We start from the raw sequence: 19,543 nt of genomic DNA, 5'->3' as shown, positions 1-19,543 counted from the left end.
GCGTTTAAGAAAGGAAATTTTATGACAAATAGAAAAATGAACTTTGATAAGTTTAAAATACAAACTCAGCCAGCTACTGAGATTAAAAAGATAATAGCTGTTATGAGTGGTAAGGGAGGAGTAGGTAAATCATCTATTTCTAGCCAAATAGCCACACTTTTACAAAACAAGGGCCACAAGGTGGGTATCCTTGATGCCGATATCACAGGCCCATCCATAGCAGAGGCCTTTGGCATAAATGAGCCAGCTAGAGGGACTAAGGAAGGAATTATGAACCCTGCCAAGGCAGATAATGGGATTAAGCTTATTTCTACCAACATGATTTTGCCAAACAAGACAGACCCTGTTGTATGGCGTTCTTCAATCCTTACCAATGTTTTGAAACAATTTTATACAGATGTAAATTGGGGAGAGATTGACTATCTTATAGTAGACATGCCACCAGGAACAGGCGATGTTCCACTTACAGTCTTCCAATCCTTGCCAATAGATGGGGTAGTAGCTGTGGCAACTCCTCAGGGCCTTGTGGAAATGGTTGTTGAAAAATCAATCAAGATGGCAAAGATGATGGGCAAAAATATCCTAGGTATCGTAGAAAATATGTCCTATTTCAAGTGCCCTGATTGCGGTAGCCAACATGCCATCTTTGGCAAGTCTAATATAGAAGAAGTTGCCAAAAAATATGACATAGACACCCTAGTCAAGCTACCAATTGACCCATCAATTGCAGAAAAAATCGACCAAGGTATGGCAACAGAGATTGAAAATACCCTTCTTAACCCAATTATAGGAAAAATTGAGGCCCTTTAGTCATGAAAAAGAAAATACTAAGCCTAGTGGCAGCTTGCTCTATATTTCTAACAAGCACTGCCTTTGCGACAAGCTTTAACAAGTCAAACGACGACATCATCTACGGTGTGGCCTTAAATGACCAACAAAGAAAAATCGTAGACAATGCCATCGGTATAAATACAGAAGACTACAATGTTGGAACTGTAAATGGGGCTGACCTAAAAAAATACCTAGGCTATGGGACAGCTGATTCAAACATGATTTCATCAGTGACAGTCAAAAGACTTCCAAAGGGATCTGGTATTAGGGTAAATATCAAGACACCTGGCAATATTTCTCAAATCACAGAGGCCCAATACACCAATGCTGCCATCACAGCAGGCATAACAGATGCAGAAATAAATGTGGCAAGCCCAAAGCCAGTCACAGGTGAATCCGCCCTAGTAGGAGTCTATAAGTCAGAAGAATATCACGGCCAGAGTATTGATGTGGAAAGAACAAAGACAGCCCAAGAAGAGCTAGCAACTGTAATAGAAGTGGCCAAGGAAAATGAGGGAAAGGATGGCTTTGACTCCAAGGACCTCGATAAGGCAGTAATTGAAGTAAAACAAAGACTAGCCGACTATAAGGAAAAAAACGGCGAAACAGCTTCAAATGATCAGATTGCAATCTTTATCAAGGATGCCCTAAATAATGTAAATATGGGAGACATCCTATCAAATAATAATATCAATCTTTTGGTAAATTACTTTAATAACTACCAAGCTACTTCTGCCATAGATTCTAAGGAAGTAAGGGACAATCTCCTAAAACTAGGAAATGACCTAGGAGCCAAGGCAAGCAAATTCTACGCAGACAACAAAGACACCATAGATAAATTTGCCAAGGACAATAAAGAAAATATAGAAAAAATCGCCAAAGACGCTAAAGACTCCGGCCTACTTGATAAGATAATAGCCTTTATCAGGGACATTATAAATTCAATTATGGGCGGGGACTCAAATCAAAATCAAGATAATTAAAATTTACAATCTCCCGGTTAAAAGCTGGGAGATTTTTTAATGACTTAAAAAAACATTTTCCTATTTTAATTTACTGTGGTATAATGGTATTAAATAAAATATAAGGAGATCCTATGAAAAAACAAAAATTATTCGCCGCAGCCCTAAGCCTAAGCTTCGCTCTTGGAGCAATTTCTCCAGTCTTTGCTGATTCAGATGAACTTTGGACAATAGATGAGTTAGTAGAAGAAAATAATAGAAGAGCTGAAGAAATGAGGAAACTCATAGAAGAAGATGATTATGAAAATTCTAATAAGCCAAGCGAAAAATCAAACCCTCCTAAAAAAGAAGATCAAGCATCTAGTGGACAAGTAGTAGATGATGGTCCATGTAGTGAAAAAGGCGGACCTTCAATTGAAAAGGGTGGCTCTGGGGAAGTTGAAGAAGTACCAAAATCAGATGTAAACAATAATGTTACTAAAAAAGCAGAGACTAATGAGTCAATTAAAGAATTAAAAGAGGCAAGAGATACAGCTAGGCAACTGGTTGCAACAGGTAAATTATTGATTAAATACTATCCTAATACTATCAAAAAAGTAAGACCACAATTAGAAAAACTAATAAGACAAGCAGAGGCCCTATTGTACGAGGCTGATAGATTATTAGCCGAATATTATTAAACTAAAAAACAGACTTTTGTTAATTCAAAAGTCTGTTTTTTCATTATTCTACTATCCTTCTGATAGAGATTGGATTTCTTATTGGGCTTATGATTATGCCGTATTTTGGGCTTGATGCATGGACCATGTTGCCGTAGCCGTCTGCGACTCCTACGTGGGTTATGTTATTTAGGCTTGTTCCAAAGAAGACTAAATCTCCTGCCTTTTCCTGGCCAAATGGTATTTCTACACCATATCTTTGCTGGCTTTGGGCAAAGTGTGGTAGGCCTACTCCTATAGTCTCATAGATTTTTTGGGTGAAACCTGAGCAGTCTATACCATTGTAGAGATCAGTTCCGCCAAATACATAAGGGTTGCCTAAGAATTTGACTCCGTATGAATATAGATCGATTCCTGTCTGGCTTCCTTGCATGTGGACTGTGATTTGTGGGAGGTTTTCTGTAGCCTGGTAGCTTTCATTATTTGCTAGGCTATAAACAGGTCCCTGGCTAAAGATTGGGGCTTCGGTGTAGGTTTTGGAGTGGTTGAGCTTGTAATAATAATTGTAAAGCTCATCAATTATTTCCTGGCTCCTAAAGGATAGGGCTAGGTCTTTAAAGTGCATGTAGCCGATTTTTTCACCAGCATTTGCCTCTCCATCACCGACTGTAACTGTCTGTGGGCTAGAGTCCCTGCCAATTGTCTCTACGGGCACATCTAGGCCGTTGTCTGGCTCTGTGAGCATCCTATAAAGCAGGTCCTTGTCATTTTTCTTATCTACATTTAGAAATTCATTGTCAAAACGGCCTTGCTCATAGGATACCTTGACAAAGTCTCCTATGTTTACAAATTCAAGGATTGTCACCTTGCTTCCTGCCTTTAGGGTATAGGTGGTGAGATTTTCTGAATCATCCTTAGGATCTTTTTTTATCTCAGCATCACTTATTAGGGAGGTATGGTTTAGCTTATAGAAGCTATTTTTGTTTACAAAACCAGTCTTGCCTTTATATTCAATTTTATAGTAATTATCATCCTCGCTAAGCATATTGTGGATATCTGTAGCTTCGATTGTATCTGTCACATTTAGCTTGCCATCTATTTCTTCATAGAAGGATGCAGATGAGCCTACTTCCTTATTAAGCATGACACTATCTGCATAGGCCGGCCTTACAAAGGCGATTGAAGCTAGGATTCCTAGGCCTAGGAGAGTAAACTTCTTATTTTTAATCATTTTTACTCCAGTCTAATCTTACTATAATTTTATATAATATTTAAGAATTAGTCAAGTTTATAGGAGTTAAAAAGCTCGTAAGCAAAGTCTACTAGGTTTTTGGAATAATCATTTCTAAGATAGGCTGGATCTAGGTGGTTAATCCTAACCCTGTCTAGACCATCAGAATCTTTAAAAAACTTGGCAAGTCTCATAGCCCTGTCAAAGTCATCGTCTTCATTTATGAAGCTTTCAATTACTTCATCCATTATCTTATCATCCTTGGCATGGGCTGCGATTACAGCTTGGAGGATTCTCTCATCCTTTGGGTCTGCATAGGAATATTTCATAGAATCCCTGGCTGCCCTCATCCCATGTTCAGTGTCCCAACCATCGTTGACCCTTCTTGTATCGTGAAGGCTGGCTGCATTTCTTAAAACATCCATATCAGCATTATCAAGACCATAGTGAAAGCCCAAAATATGGACAAAGAGTATTACCCTTTCGATATGGTCTCTGCCGTGGATGTGGGATTTAAAAAGTATATCGTAATTTAACCTATCATAGCTATCTTTAAGCATGTCAAAATAAGAAGAATTTATGAAATCATCATAGAAATCATAGTTTCTAATCCATTCTTCATTTTCTAATATATCTATAATTCGCATAAGAGGCTCCTTTATTTTATATTCTGTTATATCTTTATACCCAATTTTGACTAATTTTAAGGCGAAATATGGGTGGATTTTATAAAAAGTGTGAAAGGGGTATAAATATAAGAGTAAGGAAAATTACAATAAGATTTGTAGGAGGTCTTATGTTTTTTGATAGAAATGAAATAGATGTAAGAATCAGAAGAGCAATCATAAAAAGCGAGAGATTTATAGGCCAGGGAGAGGTTGCAACATACATACCAGAGCTAGCAAATGTTGACCCTGATAGCTTTGCTCTAGCCATTACATCCATAACAGGAGATACCTTCCTTTATGGAGATGTCGATAAGATATTTTCTCTCCAATCCATATCCAAAATCCTGGACCTCTTGGTAGCCCTTCATGACAATAAATTAGAAGATGTCTATAATAAGGTAGGCAGTGAGCCAACCAGGTATGAATTTAATTCCCTAGTGCCAATTACAGATAAGCCAGCAAACCCCTTCATAAATGCAGGGGCCATCACAACCACCTCCATGATTATGGGAAATAATATAGATGAGAGATTTAAAAGATTGATGGACTTTTATAATATGATAGCAGGCTCAGAAACATCGGTATTTTTAAAGGATGTTTACGAATCAGAAATGGAAACATCTGACAGGAACAAGGCCATAAGCTACTACCTAAAGAGTAAGGGAATCTTTGATGCCGACCCAAGTGAGGTTCTAGACCTTTATATCAGGTCTTGCTCCATAGGGACAGATATAGAAAGCCTGTCTCACTTTGGGGCAGTCCTTGCCAATAGGGGCTACGGAATAGACAAAATCCAAGACCTAATACCAGAATCAATAGTATCAATCATTGTAAGCCAAATGGCATCCTGCGGTATGTATGAGAATTCTGGATCCTACCTGATGAATGTAGGCATCCCATCAAAATCAGGTGTAAGCGGGGCAATCCTTGGCATAGTCCCAGGAGTCTGCGGCATAGCAGTCTACTCGCCAAGACTAGATAAGACAGGCAACTCAGTAAGGGGTAAGGAATTATTAAAAATCTTATCCTACGAACTAAACTTAAATATATTTGTAAAATAGGAGGAAAAAATGCCAACACTTTCACTAGTACTTTATCTAATAGGCCTCATAGCCCTATATTTTGTAAAAATTCCAGCTTATGTATTAATAATACTTGCCATAGCAGTCTTTGGCCTAACCCTAGTAAAGCCAGAAAGAAAGGCCAAGGGCAAGGCCCTAGATTTAAAATTAACCCTAATAGGAGCAGCAATCTACGGGCTGACAATATTAATCTTATACTTCATAAGAACTAAGCTAAATATAGTAGATCCAAACGCCGACATAAGTAGCCTAATAAAAATAATCTTCAACGGTATAGGTATCTATTCTATAGTAAATTTCTTAGAAGCTAGAAATCTTTTTGAAAAATAGAATAATTTAGATAATAAAAATTAAGAATCTCGGGAATAAGCCCGGGATTTTTTCCTTTAAAATTAAAATCTAAAGTATAATTATATCCAAGGAGCAAGTTATGACTAAAAACCAAGACTTTGGAAAGCTTTTAAAAGATATCAGGATAGGAAAAAGATTAAGACAAGAGGATGTAGAATATCTGACTGGCATAAGCGTAAGAAGCCTATCTAGACTTGAAAATGGCAATATAAAGAGCCTAGGAGCAGATTCCCTTATCCTACTTTCACAAGCTTATGAAGAAGATTTACTTGATATATATTATAAAAATATTTTTGAAACAGACTATCTTTATGAAGAAATATTAAATAAATTGGGAGTAGCAAGCATCTTTATCGAAAAAAATGAAGCAGAAATCCTATCAAAGAAACTTTCTATAGTTGAAAATGATAATAAGTTAATGATGGGAAAAGAAAAAAATATAAAACTTTTAAGACTATTTATGGATAGAATACTGAATAAGGAAGTTGATAAATTCGATTTTAAAGAAAGATATGAAGATATTATATCAACAATATACAATAAATCTAATATCATTGATAGGAAGTATTCCACCATAGAAATGAGGATATTAGTAAATATATGTAATGATTTTAGAGAATATAAATCATTTAGTAATTATGAAATTTTAGAAAAAATATCTAAAGATTGCAATAATCATACTGTTAAAATGTTGATTTTTAATTCTATTATAAATAGACTTTATGTTGATTTCAGAAGCAAAGAAGCTCTAAGTTTAATTAATATAGCTATCAATGAAGCATCATTAAAAAAAGATGTAGAAGCTTTATCTTTATTTTATTATGATAAATTTATATGTGAATATGATTTAGGATATAACACCTATGAAGAATCAATAAATTTGGCTAAATGGAGTGCCAAATTATCCGGCTTTGAGAGGTTAAATGAGATGATTGAATTTAAAAGTTATAATTTAATGCTAGATTAGCTTATCAATTGAATAAACTTCTATAATATCATATTCTCTGTCACCAGATAGGTTGCTTGGTAAAATCAATACAATTAATAATAGTGTAATATATAAAGCTTTGAAAAATTTGTTCATAATAAATCCTTTCTTAAAATCTAAACTAATTATATAATATTCAAAAAATTTGTACAGGACACATGTATCCTGTACAAATTTACAGCTATACTTTATAGTATAGATATAGATCGATTTATTACTTACTTTGTTTTGAAAGGATATAGAGTCCGTATAATTGTGAAAAAAGAAAATGTCATTTGATACCCAAAATATTACAATACGTCTTCTAAATTGTATATTAGAATGAAATAGTAAATATTGTGCTAGTAAATTTTACATAATATTATGGAATTGATTGATGTGACAGAATATTGAAATAATGACAATTGTGTGATAATATATTAACCTAATAGTTTGTCAATATTGTGTAATGGAATATAAAAAATCAAATAAAAATTTATAAAAGAAAAGGAGATTTATATGAAAAAGCCGAAAAATATATCAATATCACAACTTTATATCTACAACTTAATATTATTTATTGGTTTTGCCATCTCAATAAATATACTACAGGCCTCTTTAAATATTTGGTATATTCTTGCGATATCGTTGGTAATATCTGCTATTGATACTATAATCTTTTATAAAAAGGGTAATAATAGCTTTAAACCAATAACATATGAAGATGGCTTGGAAACTGTTATTTTATCTGTAGGTATAACTTTAGTATTAGGCGGTATTATTTTGTTCATTCTTTATATAATAAAATAATATTACAAAACTAATCTATACTTTTAAAAGATTCAGAAGTTTATAAAAAATTATACGAAGAATATCTTAAAAAATTCGAAAAATAGTATAGATAAAGAAAAAATCTCGGAAAATTTAAATTCCGAGATTTTTAATTATACTCTCTTAAAAGACCTGACACTTAGGTATTCGTAGAAAAATATTGCAAATAAGATTATATAAAATCCGATGAAGGATAGGAAGGGGCTGGTGGGGCTTTTTAGGGAAAATATCTTTGTGATTAGGTTTAGGTAGAGGCTTGATAAAAATCCTCCTAGGTTCACCCCTACAAAGATGAAGTTATTTATAAGTCTTGCCGATGAGCCTCTTACAAATCTTGATACTTCTGCTAGGATGTAGGGGGTGCAGAGGCTTTGGCAGAAGGCTAAGAGGGCCATGCCTGCTAGGTAGACTATGAGATTTTCTCCAAAAGAGCCTAGGCTTATGTTAGTTATGATATAGATTACTAGGCCTAGAAGCAAGGTTTTAGACCTGAGTTTTCTATTTATATAACCAAAGAGAAAGCCTGAGATCATGCCTGCTATGGGTAAGATTAGCATATACATATTAAGGTTTGCATCAGGACTTAGGCTTAGGCTTGCTACCTTGGCAAATCTGATTGATACTGCTGTTGTATTCATTATCATGATGCCTGCAAAGATTATATAAAAAATCATCTGGGCATTGATAGTAAGCTTGTCATTTGAGTCTTCTAGGTCTACTTCCTCAACTGTTTGAGAGAAAAATCCTAGGACAAGAAAGGCCAAGCTGTAGGTTAAAAAGGCATAGGTCCAAGACTTAGCTCCCCAGATTCCTGCTATAAAGACTAGGATCATCTGGCCTAGGTATTCAAAGGAGTTTCTGATGCCGTGGAGGTTTGCTGCTTCATCTCCTTCGTAGAAGGCATTGATGAGGTTAGGTGAGTGGCCATTATAAAAACCTACTCCCACTCCAAGGATTAGCCTTGAGGCAAAGACTCCGGCGTAGGATTTAAAAAATAGGGGAATTAGGCCGGATATACCCACAAAGAAAAGACCTATTTGGACGGCTTTTTTCATACCTATTTTTCTTGTTATTTTTTCATTTAATAAGATTAGTATTATTGTAGAAAAGGATGCTAGAGTTACTAGAAACTCTGCAGATGTAAGGGGGATGGCTAGGTCATCAGATAATTTGATGAGCGAGCCGCTTATTACGCTATTTACAGATATAAAAAGGGCTAATGATAAAATCCCAGCCTTCCTAAAAATATCTTTTCTATTTGTATTCATCATTCACCTCAAAGATAAGAAATCACCTTAATCATACCAAGTATTTCTAAAAAGGTAAAGGCTAATGCATTAGCTAAAAAAAGAGGGCAAGGGCCCTCAAATTTTTATCTAGCATCCACATCCTTATAGGACTCATCTTTGTCAAATTTCTTTGCCACATAAGGACAGCTTGGAATTATTTTTAAATTTTCATCTCTAGCATAAGTTACTACAAGGTCTACTAATTTCCCGGCAAGGCCACGACCGCCATAGGCTGGATCCACTTCGGTGTGGTAGATATCAAGCTTATCAGCTTCTATCTTGTAATCGCATTTGCCAATTAGCTTATCTCCATCATAGACTTCTGATCTGTTATCTTTTTTGTTTATTATATATTTTATCTTATCCATATTATCACCTCGCTTTACTTATACCCAAGAGTCAGTAAATTATGGTAAAATATTGTTAAAAGTGGTAAATTATTAGTAAGCAGATTTATTTTGCAGATTGGAGATTTTATGAAGAGAGAATATAAATTTTCGTCTATATTTTTAGTTAGACTAATATCGATCCTTGCTTTGGGCCCAATTGCGGCTATTTTTGGCGCCATCTTTGCTGATAAACCAGTTTTAGCCTTATTAATGAATATAATCATGTCTATTTTTGGTTTTGCCTTTAGCTTTGCCATAGCAGGTGGCCTTCTTAGAAATAGGATGGGCAAGGTGGGTGATTATCTAAATCAGATAAATTACATAAATTTCAGGGTGATTACTGTTGCCTTTATTATTTCATTGGTAACTAGTATTTTGAATTATTTGATTCAATATACTGGTGGGACTCTGATAGGACAAGCCTTGGTGAATCCATCAAATCATGCAGTATTTACCATAGGGGCCTTTTTATTGCCATTTGTTGTTATAGTAATTATTGCAATTTTAGGGTTTTTGACAATATATTCAAACCTATATCTAGCAGATAATTACAATCTAGATGAGTCAGTTTTTACATCGATTAAAAATATTTTACTCATAGGCAAGAGATTAATTCTAAAGAGCCTTAAGATTTATGGCCTTTATATAATCCTACCTTCAGCCATATTTATTGGCTTTATTTTCCTATCCATGGGCATAATGGAGGCAGTTATACTTTCTGCTATTGGATTACTTATTTATGTAATGTGGATTATCTATGCTATTGTTAAAACTGATATAGGGCTAGCAGATGCCTATTTGGATTACAAAGAAGAAATTAATTAAATTTTAGGGGCTGTTGCAGAATGAATAAATCGTCCCAAATCACTAGAGAAACCTTGTAGAAAATTTTGCCTCTACGAGCCGGCAGGCTAGGACAAAAATTTCCCACAAGAGTCTCAATGAGCCGACAGGCTTTTCTCTAGTGATGGGACGATGGTTATTCATAATTTTGCAACAACCCCTTTTTATATTCCAAATTCAGACCTATTTGTGGTATACTTTTTATAAAGGAAATTGTGAGGTGAATGATGGAAAATAATTTTGATAAATACTCTGTCGTTTTGGATGGGGTCAGTAAGTTTTATAATGATGAAGAGATTTTAAAGTCTGTCGACCTTGAACTTGAAAAGGGTAAGTTTTATACCCTGCTTGGCCCATCGGGTTGTGGCAAGACTACTATTTTAAATTTGATTGCAGGCTTTATTGAGCCTAATTCGGGCAAGGTTTATATCAATGGCCAGGATGTGGGCGATGTGCCTGCAAGCAAGAGGACTGTTAATACAGTTTTTCAAAATTATTCACTCTTTCCTCATATGAATGTTTTTGACAATGTGGCCTTTGGCCTTGAGATCAAAAAGACTGACAAGAATGTGATAAAACAAGAGGTAAAAAAGGCCCTGGAGATGGTTGAGCTTGCCGGTTTTGAAAAGCGTGAGGTAAGCCAGATGTCTGGTGGCCAAAAGCAGAGGGTGGCTATTGCCCGTGCCCTTGTCAATAAGCCTGATGTGCTCTTATTAGATGAGCCCCTATCAGCTCTTGATATGAAGCTTAGAAAGTCTATGCAGGTCCTCCTTCGTGATATTCAGTGGGAGCTGGGTATTACCTTTGTTTTTGTAACCCACGACCAGGAAGAGGCCCTAGCTATGAGCGATTGGATTTTTGTAATGGATAAGGGCAAAATTGTCCAACAAGGCCCACCTACAGATATATATGATGAGCCAATCAACCGCTATGTAGCTCAATTTATCGGCGAATCAAACATCCTTAAGGCTAAGATGATCGATGACTACAAGGTAGAATTTGCTGGCAAGGTTTTTGATTGCTCTGATGCTGGTATTCCTAAAGGAGAGGCTGTTGAAGTAGTTATTAGACCTGAAGATGTTAGGGTGGTTGACATAAGTGAAGCTGATATAAGGGTAAATATTGACAATATCCTCTTTAGGGGTGTTTTTAATGAGCTTATCTGTTTTGATAAGGATGAGTTTAGGTGGAAAATCCACTCAACCAAGGTCTTTGAAGAGGGCGATGATATTGGTCTTGCAATTGATCCTGAAAATATCCACGTTATGCGTTATAACGAGAGCGAGGATGACTTTGATAAGAGGATGGAAGAATTTTCGATTGGAGATGTAGATGGCTAAAAAATACCAAAAGCTAAGCTTTATCTACTATTTGTGGATTATAATTTTTATCATTGCGCCAATCCTACTGCTTTTTTACCAATCATTTTTTGATATATATGGCAATTTTACCTTTGATAACTATATAGCTTATTTTTCTAATAAAAATTATATAATAATGACCCTAAATTCTTTTTTGACGGCCTTTTTGATAACAGCCTTCACACTTTTGTGGGCCTATCCTTTTTCATATTTTTTATCAAAGGCCAAGCACAAGGATTTAATCCTGCTTTTGGTAATCCTTCCAACCTGGATTAACCTAGTCTTAAAGGCCTATGCCTTTATTGGTCTTTTTAACAAAAATGGGGCTATAGCTGGATTTTTGGGGCTTGCAAGCGAGGGGATTTTATTTTCAAATCCTGCCTTTATCTTGGTAGCATCATACGTGGAGCTTCCTTTTATGATTCTGCCAATCTTTAGGTCAATTGACTCTATTCCAAAAGAATATGTCATTGCTAGCGAAGATTTGGGGGCTAGCAAGTTTCAAACCTTTAGGAGGATAATTTTGCCCCTATCAATGGATGGGGTTTTATCAGGAGTACAAGCGGTTTTCATCCCATCCCTATCCCTATTTTTGATAACAAGGATAATTGGAGGAAATAAGATTATAACCCTAGGTACAGCTGTCGAACAACACTACCTAGTCACCCAAAACTGGGGAATGGGCTCTACCATTGGCCTGGTCTTGATTGTGATGATGTTTTTGGTAATTAGTTTTCTAAATAAGAAGGGGGGAGATTATGAAAAATAAGAAGTTTTCACTGGCAAATATTTATTTGATATTTATTTTCATAATAATGTATCTGCCCCTAGCCTATTTGATTTTTTATTCCTTCAATAGTGGGGGAAATATGAATAGCTTTGAGGGCTTTACAATGGAGCATTACCTGGCGGTTTTTGAAGATAAGAGACTTATAAATATTGTCCTAAATACCATAATCCTTGCTCTCTTATCATCTGTGATTGCAACTGTCATTGGGACCTTGGGAGCTATTTCTATTTATTATATGAGAAGTAAAAAGCTTAAGCAGAAGGTTTTGGGCCTTAATTCAGTACTCATGGTTTTTCCAGATGTAATGATGGGGGCAAGCTTCCTAATCCTTTTTAGCTTTCTTTTAAAAATCCCTATGGGTTTTTATTCGGTGCTTTTATCCCACATTGCCTTTTCTATCCCAATCGTAGTCCTTATGGTTTTGCCAAGGCTTTATAACCTAAATGCCGACATGATGAGGGCTGCAGAGGACTTGGGGGCTAATGATATGATTATCTTAAATAAGATAATCTTGCCAAATATAGCAAGTGGTGTATTTGCGGGATTTTTTATGGCCCTTACCTATTCGCTTGATGATTTTGCAGTAACATTCTTTGTGACAGGATCTGGCTTTACGACTCTTTCTGTAGAGATTTATTCTAGGGTAAGGACTGGGATTTCCCTTGAGATCAATGCCCTATCAGCCCTTATCTTTGTCATATCACTTTTAATGGTCATAGGCTACTATGTAATACAAAGTAGAGAAAGAAAGGCGGGTGCTTATGAATAAGGTATATAGATTTATCCTGGCGGTCCTTGCCATGTGCCTGGCCTTATTTATTGGACAAAAAAGGCTGAATGCCAATAGCCATGGGTCAGATTCTAAAAATATATATTTTTACAACTGGGGTGATTATGTAGACCCACAAGTCCTAAGGGATTTTGAAGAAGAAACTGGTTACCGCATAATCTATGAAACTTTTGACTCAAATGAGGCTATGATGGCGAAAATCGAGCAGGGCAAGACATCTTATGACCTAGCCTTTCCATCTGAATACACTGTAGAGATGATGAAGGCCAAGGGTCTTTTAAAAAAGCTTGACCATAGCAAAATTAAGGGTCTTGATAATATTGATGAGAGATTTCTAAATTTAGACTATGACCCAAATAATGAGTATTCAATACCATATTTTTGGGGATTTTTTGGCATAGTTTATAATAATAAAAAATACCAGGCAGAAGATGTCGACTCTTGGGCCAAGCTATTTGACCCTAAGTTTGAAGGAGAAATTTTATCCTTTGATGGAGCTAGGGAGACTCTTGGAATTGGCCTTTGGAAAGATGGTCTTTCAGCCAATACCACTGATGAAACAGTCTTAAGAAAAACCAAGAATGAATTAGTAGATTTTATGGCCAATGTCAAGGCTATCCTTGCTGATGAGATAAGGATGTACTTGGCCCTAGAAGAGGCAGATATAGGGATTACCTTCTCTGGTGAGGCTGCTATGGCCCAAGATTCTAACGAAAATCTGTCTTATATAATACCAAAGGAAGGGTCTAATATTTGGTTTGATACGGTTGTTATACCAAAGACTAGCAAAAATACTGAAGGAGCCTATGCCTTGATTTCCTATCTTTTAAGGCCGGATGTTGCGGCAAGAAATGCTGAATATGTTTCTTATGCTACACCAAATAAAAAAGCCTTAGACTTACTTGATCCTGAATTAAGGGCAAACACAACTCTCTATCCAAGCGATGAAGACATAGAAAAGCTTGAAATCTTTAAGGACCTAGGCAAGGAGATGACCATCCTTTATAACGACCTTTACCTAGATCTAAAAATAGCGCCACAAGCAGATTAGAAACTCCCCTTGAGGGAGTTTTGCTATTTATAAGTAGCTTTTGGGTATAATGTTATAGAAATAAGAAAGGATTTGAAATGACAAATATAATTAGAGATGAAATCTTAACTAATGAAGAAAAAATGATTGAAGATAGAAGATATATGCACGCTCATCCTGAATTATCAATGAAAGAGACAGAGACAACTAAGTTTATAAGAAAAGAACTTGAGGCCCTTGGCTTTGACCCTGTGCCAATCGAGCCTACAGGCCTTATAGTTGAAATAAATTCAGAAAGTACAGGCAAGACAGTTCTCCTAAGGGCTGATATAGATGCCCTTCCAATAGAAGAAACCAATGACTTTGTCTATAAGAGTAAAAACCCAGGTGTAAGTCATGCCTGTGGCCACGATATCCACGCAGCCATGCTTTTAAATGCTGTAAAGGCCCTAGTCAAGGTGAAAGATGACCTAAAGGGCAGGGTAAGGATAATTTTCCAACCAGGCGAAGAAACAGGCGAAGGCGGCAGAGCTGTAGTAAGCCAAGGCTTTACAAAAGATGTAGATAGCGCTTTTGCAATCCACATCCATACAGGCTGGGACTTGGGCAAGGCAGCAACAGGCTATGGAGAAGTTATGGCCAATAATACCTTCTTTAAGGTAGAATTTAAGGGCAAATCTGCCCATTCATCAACCCCACACCAAGGCAATGACGCCATGATGATGCTAGCTAATTTTATAAATGCAGCCTATGGAATCTCCGCCAGAAAGATAGACAATGTCTTTGACCCAGTCGTCCTAAATCTAGGAGTGGTTGAGGGAGGATCTGCTGCAAATGCAGTGCCTGCTGATATAAGGCTAGAGGGTTCCTTTAGGTCATTTTCTAACAAGGCAGTAGACTTTATGGTTAAGGAATTAGAAAAGGCGGCAAGGCTTTCTGCAGAGCTTTATGATGGAAGTGCAGTCTTTGACTACAATATGGGAGCAGGAGCTGTCATAAATGAAGAAAAATCTACTGACCTATCTGTAAAGATTGCAAAAGATATTTTCGGAGATGACAATGTCTCAACCGACCTAAAGTTATCAGGTAGCGAAGACTTTGGTTTTTACCTATCAGGCTATAAGGATGTGCCAGGAGTTGATGGGACTTATATGTTTATAGGGGGAAGGGATCCAGAAAATCCAGCCACCCACCCACAAAACCACGCCCAAGATTTTAACCCAGATGAAAGGGCCATGAAATATGGGGCAGAGCTTCTTGCAAGATATGCCTATGAATATTTAAATAAATAATAGATTTTATATATTAGAAATGTTAAAATAATAAGTATAATAGATGAATGTGATTTATTTTGCGATTTCTAAGGAGAAATGATGAAGATTGTAATATTAGGAGCCGGCAAAGTCGGCTCTTTTGTAACCAGTGACCTTTCAAATGAAGGTCATGATATAGTAGTAATAGATAATGATAAGGCTGTCCTGGATGACCTTTTGGCAACAAATGATGTTATGGGACTTTTGGGAGATGGTAGGGATGTTGATATACTAATTGAGGCAGGAGCTGAGGACTGCGATCTTTTTATAGCTGTAAGCCAATCTGATGATGTAAATTTAATAGCATCAACTCTTGCCAAGAAATTAGGCGCCAAAAATATAATAATTAGGTTAAGAGAAACCCATTATGTCAAGCATAAAAAAATGATTGCTCAGGTGACAGATGCCAAGTCAATCATAAATCCTGAATACATAGCAGCTAAGGATATACAAAGAACCCTTAAATATTCCCACGCCCTAAACGTTGAAGGCTTCTTTAAAGACAGGGCCTTAATGATGGAGCTAGTTATAGATGAGGGTTCAGACCTTGATGGGAGAAAAATATCAGACCTTATCTCCTATTCAGAAAATTACCATACCCTGATAGGAATAATAAATTCAGACGGGGATGTAAGAATACCTCACGGTGATGATATCCTTAAGGCCAATGACAAGATTTATGTAATCGGCGAGAAGCAGGCAGTCGATAGCTTTTATAGGCACGAGCAAAAGGGGGCCTATGACATAAATAATGTAATGGTAATAGGCGCTGGAAATGTTTCAAAATATTTGGTAGGCCTTTTGCTCCAGAGGGGCTTTAAGGTAACTGTAGTTGAAATTGACAGGAAAAAGGCAGAAGAGATTAGCCAGATGCACTCAGGGGCTGTGGTAATAAATGCCGACGGGTCATCACCAGAGCTTCTTGAAGAGCTAAGGATAAATGACTACGATGCCCTAATTGCCCTAACAGGTATAGATGAGGAAAATATCCTAATTTCACTTCTAGCCCAAAGATATGGACTTGATAAGGTAATAGCTAAAGTCAATAGGACCAAACTTTTAAAGATGACAGGTATCCTTGATATAGACACCACCTTTGCTCCAAAGATGGCTGCAAGTGATGTTATAAATAGGTTTGTAAGAAGTAAGGGCAATGCCAGGGGTCAATCAATTTCTTCCCTTTACAGGCTAGAAGATGAGAAGGTTGAGGTTATAGAATTTAAGGCCATTGAGCATTCCAAAATCCTTGATGTAAGCCTTAAGGATTTAAAAATCCGAGATGACAGCCTAGTTCTTGCTATAGAGCATAGGGAAAGGGATGGGGAAATAGAAGTACCTAATGGTTCTTCTAAGATAAGCCTGGGAGATTCAGTCCTTGTGGCAACAACCAGCCATGATTTCAAGGTCTTAGATGATATATTGGAGGAGAAATGAATCTTAAGATAATTAACCACCTCCTAGGCAGGCTCCTCCAGGTTTTGGCTCTTTTGATGGCCGTTCCTTTGCTAGTAGCCTTTATCTACAATGAGAGCCTAAGAGATAAGCTTAATTTCATAATACCGATAATATTTTCCTTAATAACAGGATCTATCCTTGTAAAATTAGGAGATGACAAGGGCCATATCTACACAAGAGAGGCTATGTTTATAACAGCCTTTTGCTGGATAATATTTTCAGTAATCGGGTCCATACCTCTTTATCTCACACCTACAAATTACCATTCGATAATAGATGCCATCTTTGAGATGGCAAGTGGTTTTACAACCTGCGGGGCATCGGTAGCCCTAGATGTGGAAAGACTGCCTCATTCTATAATATTTTGGCGAAGCCTATCCCACCTTATCGGTGGTATGGGAATACTTGTCTTTACCCTTGCGATTTTACCAAAGACAAATACCGAGTCAGCATCTCTTCTAAGACAAGAAATGCCAGGCCCATCCTTCGGTAAGATTACACCTAAGCTCAGCCAAACAGCCAGGGTCCTCTATATAATTTACTTGGCCATGACTGGTGTTACGGTAATATTTTTGCTCTTTGGTGGTATGAATTTATTTGATTCTTTAATCTATGCTATGGGAGCTGCTGGAACCGGTGGCTTTGGCAATAAGGGCCTATCAATAGGTTACTATGATTCAAGATATGTAGAAATTGTCCTAACCATTGCTATGATTTTGTTTGGGGTGAATTTCAACTTATATTATTTCGCCTTGATAAGGTCAGCAAGAGATAGTTTTAAATCAGAAGAGCTTTACTGGTATTTGGGAATAATTGCAGTGGCTTCAGGACTTATATTTATAAATATAAAAGACCTTTATGGTGACCCGGTATATTCTGGGATTCAATCTATATTTACCGTATCGTCAATAATCACAACAACAGGTTATGTGTCGGTAGACTATGGAGCCTGGCCATTTTTCTCAAGAAACTTGATAGTCTTATTAATGCTAATAGGAGCATCTGCTGGGTCAACTGCAGGTGGCTTTAAGGTATCAAGACTTGTGATCCTTGTAAAATCATCCATCAACCAAGTAAGAAAGGTAATAAACCCTAGGAGGGTCATAGTAAATAAGATGGATGGCAAGAAAATTGACGAAGACCTAGAGGAATCTATAAATAAATACCTGGTTATCTATATACTTTTATTTGTCCTATTTATGTTTATAGTAAGTATAGAAATAGAAGATTTTGAGGCATCCTTTGCGGCAGTAGCCACAACCTTTAACAACGTAGGCCCAGGTCTAAGGGATTTTGGTCCTATCACATCCTTTGCGGCATTGAGTGATTTATCAAAGATAACCCTAACCCTTGCCATGCTATTTGGTAGACTTGAAATTTATCCGATGCTGATAATATTTTCACCTTTTACCTATAAAAACATCAGAAATAAGTAAAAGATGTTGACAAAATAGCAAGAAAAGAGTATTATATATCAGTCGACTCAGACCTCTTTGAAGTTCGAGTAAGTCGCTTATCCTGGAAGCGATAGACAAATGCCAGGACGAGTACAGCCGCTAGCTATTTGGGCGGTGTCTAAATGCAAGTAGCCGAAAAATACACAGGAGGAATGAATGAAATATCAAAAGACATGGACTGCAAGCCCATCAAACATCGAAAGAAAATGGTATGTTGTTGATGCTGAAGGCATGGTGCTAGGTAGATTAGCTAGCCAAGTTGCAGCAATACTAAGAGGAAAGAACAAACCAACCTTTACTCCACACTTTGATACTGGAGATTACGTAATCGTAATAAACGCAGACAAGGTAGTTCTTACAGGAAACAAAGAAGATCAAAAAGAATACAAGAGATATTCTGGATATTCATCAGGTCTTAAAATTACAAAATTCAAAGACATGAAGAATACTTACCCAGAAAGAATTGTAGAACACGCAATCGTAGGCATGCTTCCACACAACAAACTTGGTCGTGCAATGGCTAAGAAACTAAGAGTATATGCAGGAAGCGAACATGGTCACGAAGCACAATTCCCAGAAACTTTGGATCTAAAGTAAGGAGTAAAATATGGCAGAAAATATAATTCAATCAACAGGTAGAAGAAAAACCTCTGTTGCAAGAGTAACAATGGTACCAGGTTCTGGTAACATCCTAGTAAACGGCAGAGACTTAGACGAATATTTCAACTTTGAATCTCTAAGAATTATAGCAAGATCTCCACTTGCATTAACAGAAAATCTTACAAGCTATGATATAAGAGTTAATGTAAATGGTGGTGGCTACAATGGTCAAGCAGGAGCTATAAGACATGCTATAGCAAGAGCACTTCTTGAAGCAAACCCTGACTATAGAATAGCCCTAAAAAGAGCAGGCTTCTTAACACGTGATTCACGTAAGAAAGAAAGAAAGAAAGCCGGTCTTAAAAAGGCAAGAAAATCTTCACAATTCTCAAAGAGATAAGAATTTTTATATACAAGCTCAAGAAAAATTTCTTGGGCTTTTTATTGTTCACTTAAGTGAGTTGAGCGAACGAAAGAGAGCGAAACAAAAAACCACCTGCTATGCAGGTGGAGGGACTTCGCTTTAGCTTCAAGCACCAAGAAAACCTCCTTAAAGTATAATTGTGATAGTCATATGCACAATTAAATAAGACCAGCTATCAAATGTCAAGAGAAAATAATTAATCTTGTAATTTATGGCACGT

General features: G+C 36.6%; 22 protein-coding genes. 17 read left to right on the top strand and 5 right to left on the bottom strand.

All coding sequences use genetic code 11. From position 1 onward, the window contains the following. Window positions 1-21: 21 nt before the first annotated feature. From RRB46_RS06775 to RRB46_RS06765, 3 genes are all read left to right on the top strand, one after another. On the top strand, window positions 22-810 hold the full coding sequence (locus tag RRB46_RS06775; RefSeq protein ID WP_311537955.1) for an Mrp/NBP35 family ATP-binding protein: 789 nt from the start codon (window positions 22-24) through the stop codon (window positions 808-810). A gap of 2 nt (window positions 811-812) precedes the next feature. Next, window positions 813-1,814: a DUF1002 domain-containing protein gene (locus RRB46_RS06770; RefSeq protein ID WP_311537954.1), complete on the top strand. Its 1,002-nt coding sequence runs from the start codon at window positions 813-815 to the stop codon at window positions 1,812-1,814. A 113-nt stretch (window positions 1,815-1,927) separates the two neighbouring features. Then, window positions 1,928-2,473 (top strand): hypothetical protein, encoded by a 546-nt coding sequence (locus RRB46_RS06765; RefSeq protein ID WP_311537953.1) that lies wholly within the window; start codon window positions 1,928-1,930, stop codon window positions 2,471-2,473. A gap of 43 nt (window positions 2,474-2,516) precedes the next feature. On the opposite strand, the gene RRB46_RS06760 is transcribed toward RRB46_RS06765, so the two are convergent. Both RRB46_RS06760 and RRB46_RS06755 read right to left on the bottom strand, forming a co-directional pair. After that, the gene (locus tag RRB46_RS06760; protein WP_311537952.1) at window positions 2,517-3,683 is read right to left on the bottom strand and encodes a C40 family peptidase; all 1,167 of its coding nucleotides are present in this window, start codon (window positions 3,681-3,683) and stop codon (window positions 2,517-2,519) included. Between the two features lie 47 nt (window positions 3,684-3,730). Beyond that, the gene (locus tag RRB46_RS06755; protein ID WP_311537951.1) at window positions 3,731-4,330 is read right to left on the bottom strand and encodes a hypothetical protein; all 600 of its coding nucleotides are present in this window, start codon (window positions 4,328-4,330) and stop codon (window positions 3,731-3,733) included. A 149-nt stretch (window positions 4,331-4,479) separates the two neighbouring features. On the opposite strand from RRB46_RS06755, the gene glsA reads away from it, so the two are divergent. The 3 genes from glsA to RRB46_RS06740 all read left to right on the top strand — a co-directional run bounded on the left by glsA (window position 4,480) and on the right by RRB46_RS06740 (window position 6,751). Then, complete coding sequence (glsA, locus tag RRB46_RS06750) at window positions 4,480-5,412, top strand: glutaminase A (protein WP_296129621.1); 933 nt, start codon at window positions 4,480-4,482, stop codon at window positions 5,410-5,412. Between the two features lie 9 nt (window positions 5,413-5,421). Beyond that, window positions 5,422-5,763, top strand: a complete 342-nt coding sequence (locus RRB46_RS06745) for a hypothetical protein (RefSeq protein WP_311537950.1) — start codon at window positions 5,422-5,424, stop codon at window positions 5,761-5,763. Window positions 5,764-5,863: 100 nt separating this feature from the next. Continuing rightward, the gene (locus RRB46_RS06740; protein ID WP_311537949.1) at window positions 5,864-6,751 is read left to right on the top strand and encodes a helix-turn-helix domain-containing protein; all 888 of its coding nucleotides are present in this window, start codon (window positions 5,864-5,866) and stop codon (window positions 6,749-6,751) included. Here RRB46_RS06740 and RRB46_RS06735 read toward each other — a convergent pair. Then, entirely contained in the window at window positions 6,743-6,868 is a 126-nt protein-coding gene (locus RRB46_RS06735) for a hypothetical protein (protein ID WP_311537948.1), read from the bottom strand. The genes RRB46_RS06740 and RRB46_RS06735 overlap by 9 nt on opposite strands. A gap of 402 nt (window positions 6,869-7,270) precedes the next feature. On the opposite strand from RRB46_RS06735, the gene RRB46_RS06730 reads away from it, so the two are divergent. Beyond that, window positions 7,271-7,561 carry a hypothetical protein gene (locus RRB46_RS06730; RefSeq protein WP_311537947.1) on the top strand — a complete coding sequence of 97 codons (291 nt, stop codon included), beginning with the start codon at window positions 7,271-7,273 and terminating at the stop codon, window positions 7,559-7,561. 134 nt (window positions 7,562-7,695) lie between these two features. Here the strand turns inward: RRB46_RS06730 and RRB46_RS06725 are convergent, their stop codons facing one another. Then, the gene (locus RRB46_RS06725; protein ID WP_311537946.1) at window positions 7,696-8,850 is read right to left on the bottom strand and encodes an MFS transporter; all 1,155 of its coding nucleotides are present in this window, start codon (window positions 8,848-8,850) and stop codon (window positions 7,696-7,698) included. A 104-nt stretch (window positions 8,851-8,954) separates the two neighbouring features. Beyond that, window positions 8,955-9,239, bottom strand: coding sequence for a GNAT family N-acetyltransferase (locus tag RRB46_RS06720; RefSeq protein ID WP_311537944.1), 285 nt, complete (start codon window positions 9,237-9,239; stop codon window positions 8,955-8,957). Window positions 9,240-9,347: 108 nt separating this feature from the next. Here RRB46_RS06720 and RRB46_RS06715 point away from each other — a divergent pair, with 108 nt between their 5' ends. The 10 genes from RRB46_RS06715 (at window position 9,348) to rpsI (ending at window position 19,299) form a co-directional block, all read left to right on the top strand. Further along, window positions 9,348-10,085, top strand: a complete 738-nt coding sequence (locus RRB46_RS06715; RefSeq protein ID WP_311537943.1) for a hypothetical protein — start codon at window positions 9,348-9,350, stop codon at window positions 10,083-10,085. A gap of 245 nt (window positions 10,086-10,330) precedes the next feature. Continuing rightward, entirely contained in the window at window positions 10,331-11,443 is a 1,113-nt protein-coding gene (locus RRB46_RS06710; RefSeq protein WP_311537942.1) for an ABC transporter ATP-binding protein, read from the top strand. Further along, complete coding sequence (locus tag RRB46_RS06705; protein ID WP_311537941.1) at window positions 11,436-12,233, top strand: ABC transporter permease; 798 nt, start codon at window positions 11,436-11,438, stop codon at window positions 12,231-12,233. Before RRB46_RS06710 ends, RRB46_RS06705 begins: the two co-directional genes overlap by 8 nt. After that, on the top strand, window positions 12,223-13,023 hold the full coding sequence (locus tag RRB46_RS06700) for an ABC transporter permease (protein ID WP_296128636.1): 801 nt from the start codon (window positions 12,223-12,225) through the stop codon (window positions 13,021-13,023). Before RRB46_RS06705 ends, RRB46_RS06700 begins: the two co-directional genes overlap by 11 nt. Continuing rightward, on the top strand, window positions 13,016-14,095 hold the full coding sequence (locus RRB46_RS06695) for a spermidine/putrescine ABC transporter substrate-binding protein (RefSeq protein WP_311537940.1): 1,080 nt from the start codon (window positions 13,016-13,018) through the stop codon (window positions 14,093-14,095). The genes RRB46_RS06700 and RRB46_RS06695 overlap by 8 nt, the downstream gene beginning before the upstream one ends. A gap of 77 nt (window positions 14,096-14,172) precedes the next feature. Then, window positions 14,173-15,366 carry an amidohydrolase gene (locus RRB46_RS06690; RefSeq protein ID WP_311537939.1) on the top strand — a complete coding sequence of 398 codons (1,194 nt, stop codon included), beginning with the start codon at window positions 14,173-14,175 and terminating at the stop codon, window positions 15,364-15,366. Window positions 15,367-15,447: 81 nt separating this feature from the next. After that, window positions 15,448-16,821, top strand: a complete 1,374-nt coding sequence (gene trkA / locus RRB46_RS06685) for a Trk system potassium transporter TrkA (RefSeq protein ID WP_311537938.1) — start codon at window positions 15,448-15,450, stop codon at window positions 16,819-16,821. Further along, complete coding sequence (locus RRB46_RS06680) at window positions 16,818-18,278, top strand: TrkH family potassium uptake protein (RefSeq protein ID WP_311537937.1); 1,461 nt, start codon at window positions 16,818-16,820, stop codon at window positions 18,276-18,278. The genes trkA and RRB46_RS06680 overlap by 4 nt, the downstream gene beginning before the upstream one ends. A gap of 177 nt (window positions 18,279-18,455) precedes the next feature. Then, window positions 18,456-18,896 carry a 50S ribosomal protein L13 gene (rplM, locus tag RRB46_RS06675; protein ID WP_106460836.1) on the top strand — a complete coding sequence of 147 codons (441 nt, stop codon included), beginning with the start codon at window positions 18,456-18,458 and terminating at the stop codon, window positions 18,894-18,896. A gap of 10 nt (window positions 18,897-18,906) precedes the next feature. Further along, window positions 18,907-19,299, top strand: coding sequence for a 30S ribosomal protein S9 (rpsI, locus tag RRB46_RS06670; RefSeq protein ID WP_106460835.1), 393 nt, complete (start codon window positions 18,907-18,909; stop codon window positions 19,297-19,299). Window positions 19,300-19,543: the final 244 nt, after the last annotated feature.

This window comes from uncultured Anaerococcus sp. (genome assembly GCF_963512375.1).
Taxonomy (GTDB): Bacteria; Bacillota; Clostridia; order Tissierellales; family Peptoniphilaceae; genus Anaerococcus.
The sequence above is the reverse complement of the archived record's forward strand: the minus strand, read 5'-3'. Positions and strand labels throughout refer to the sequence as shown.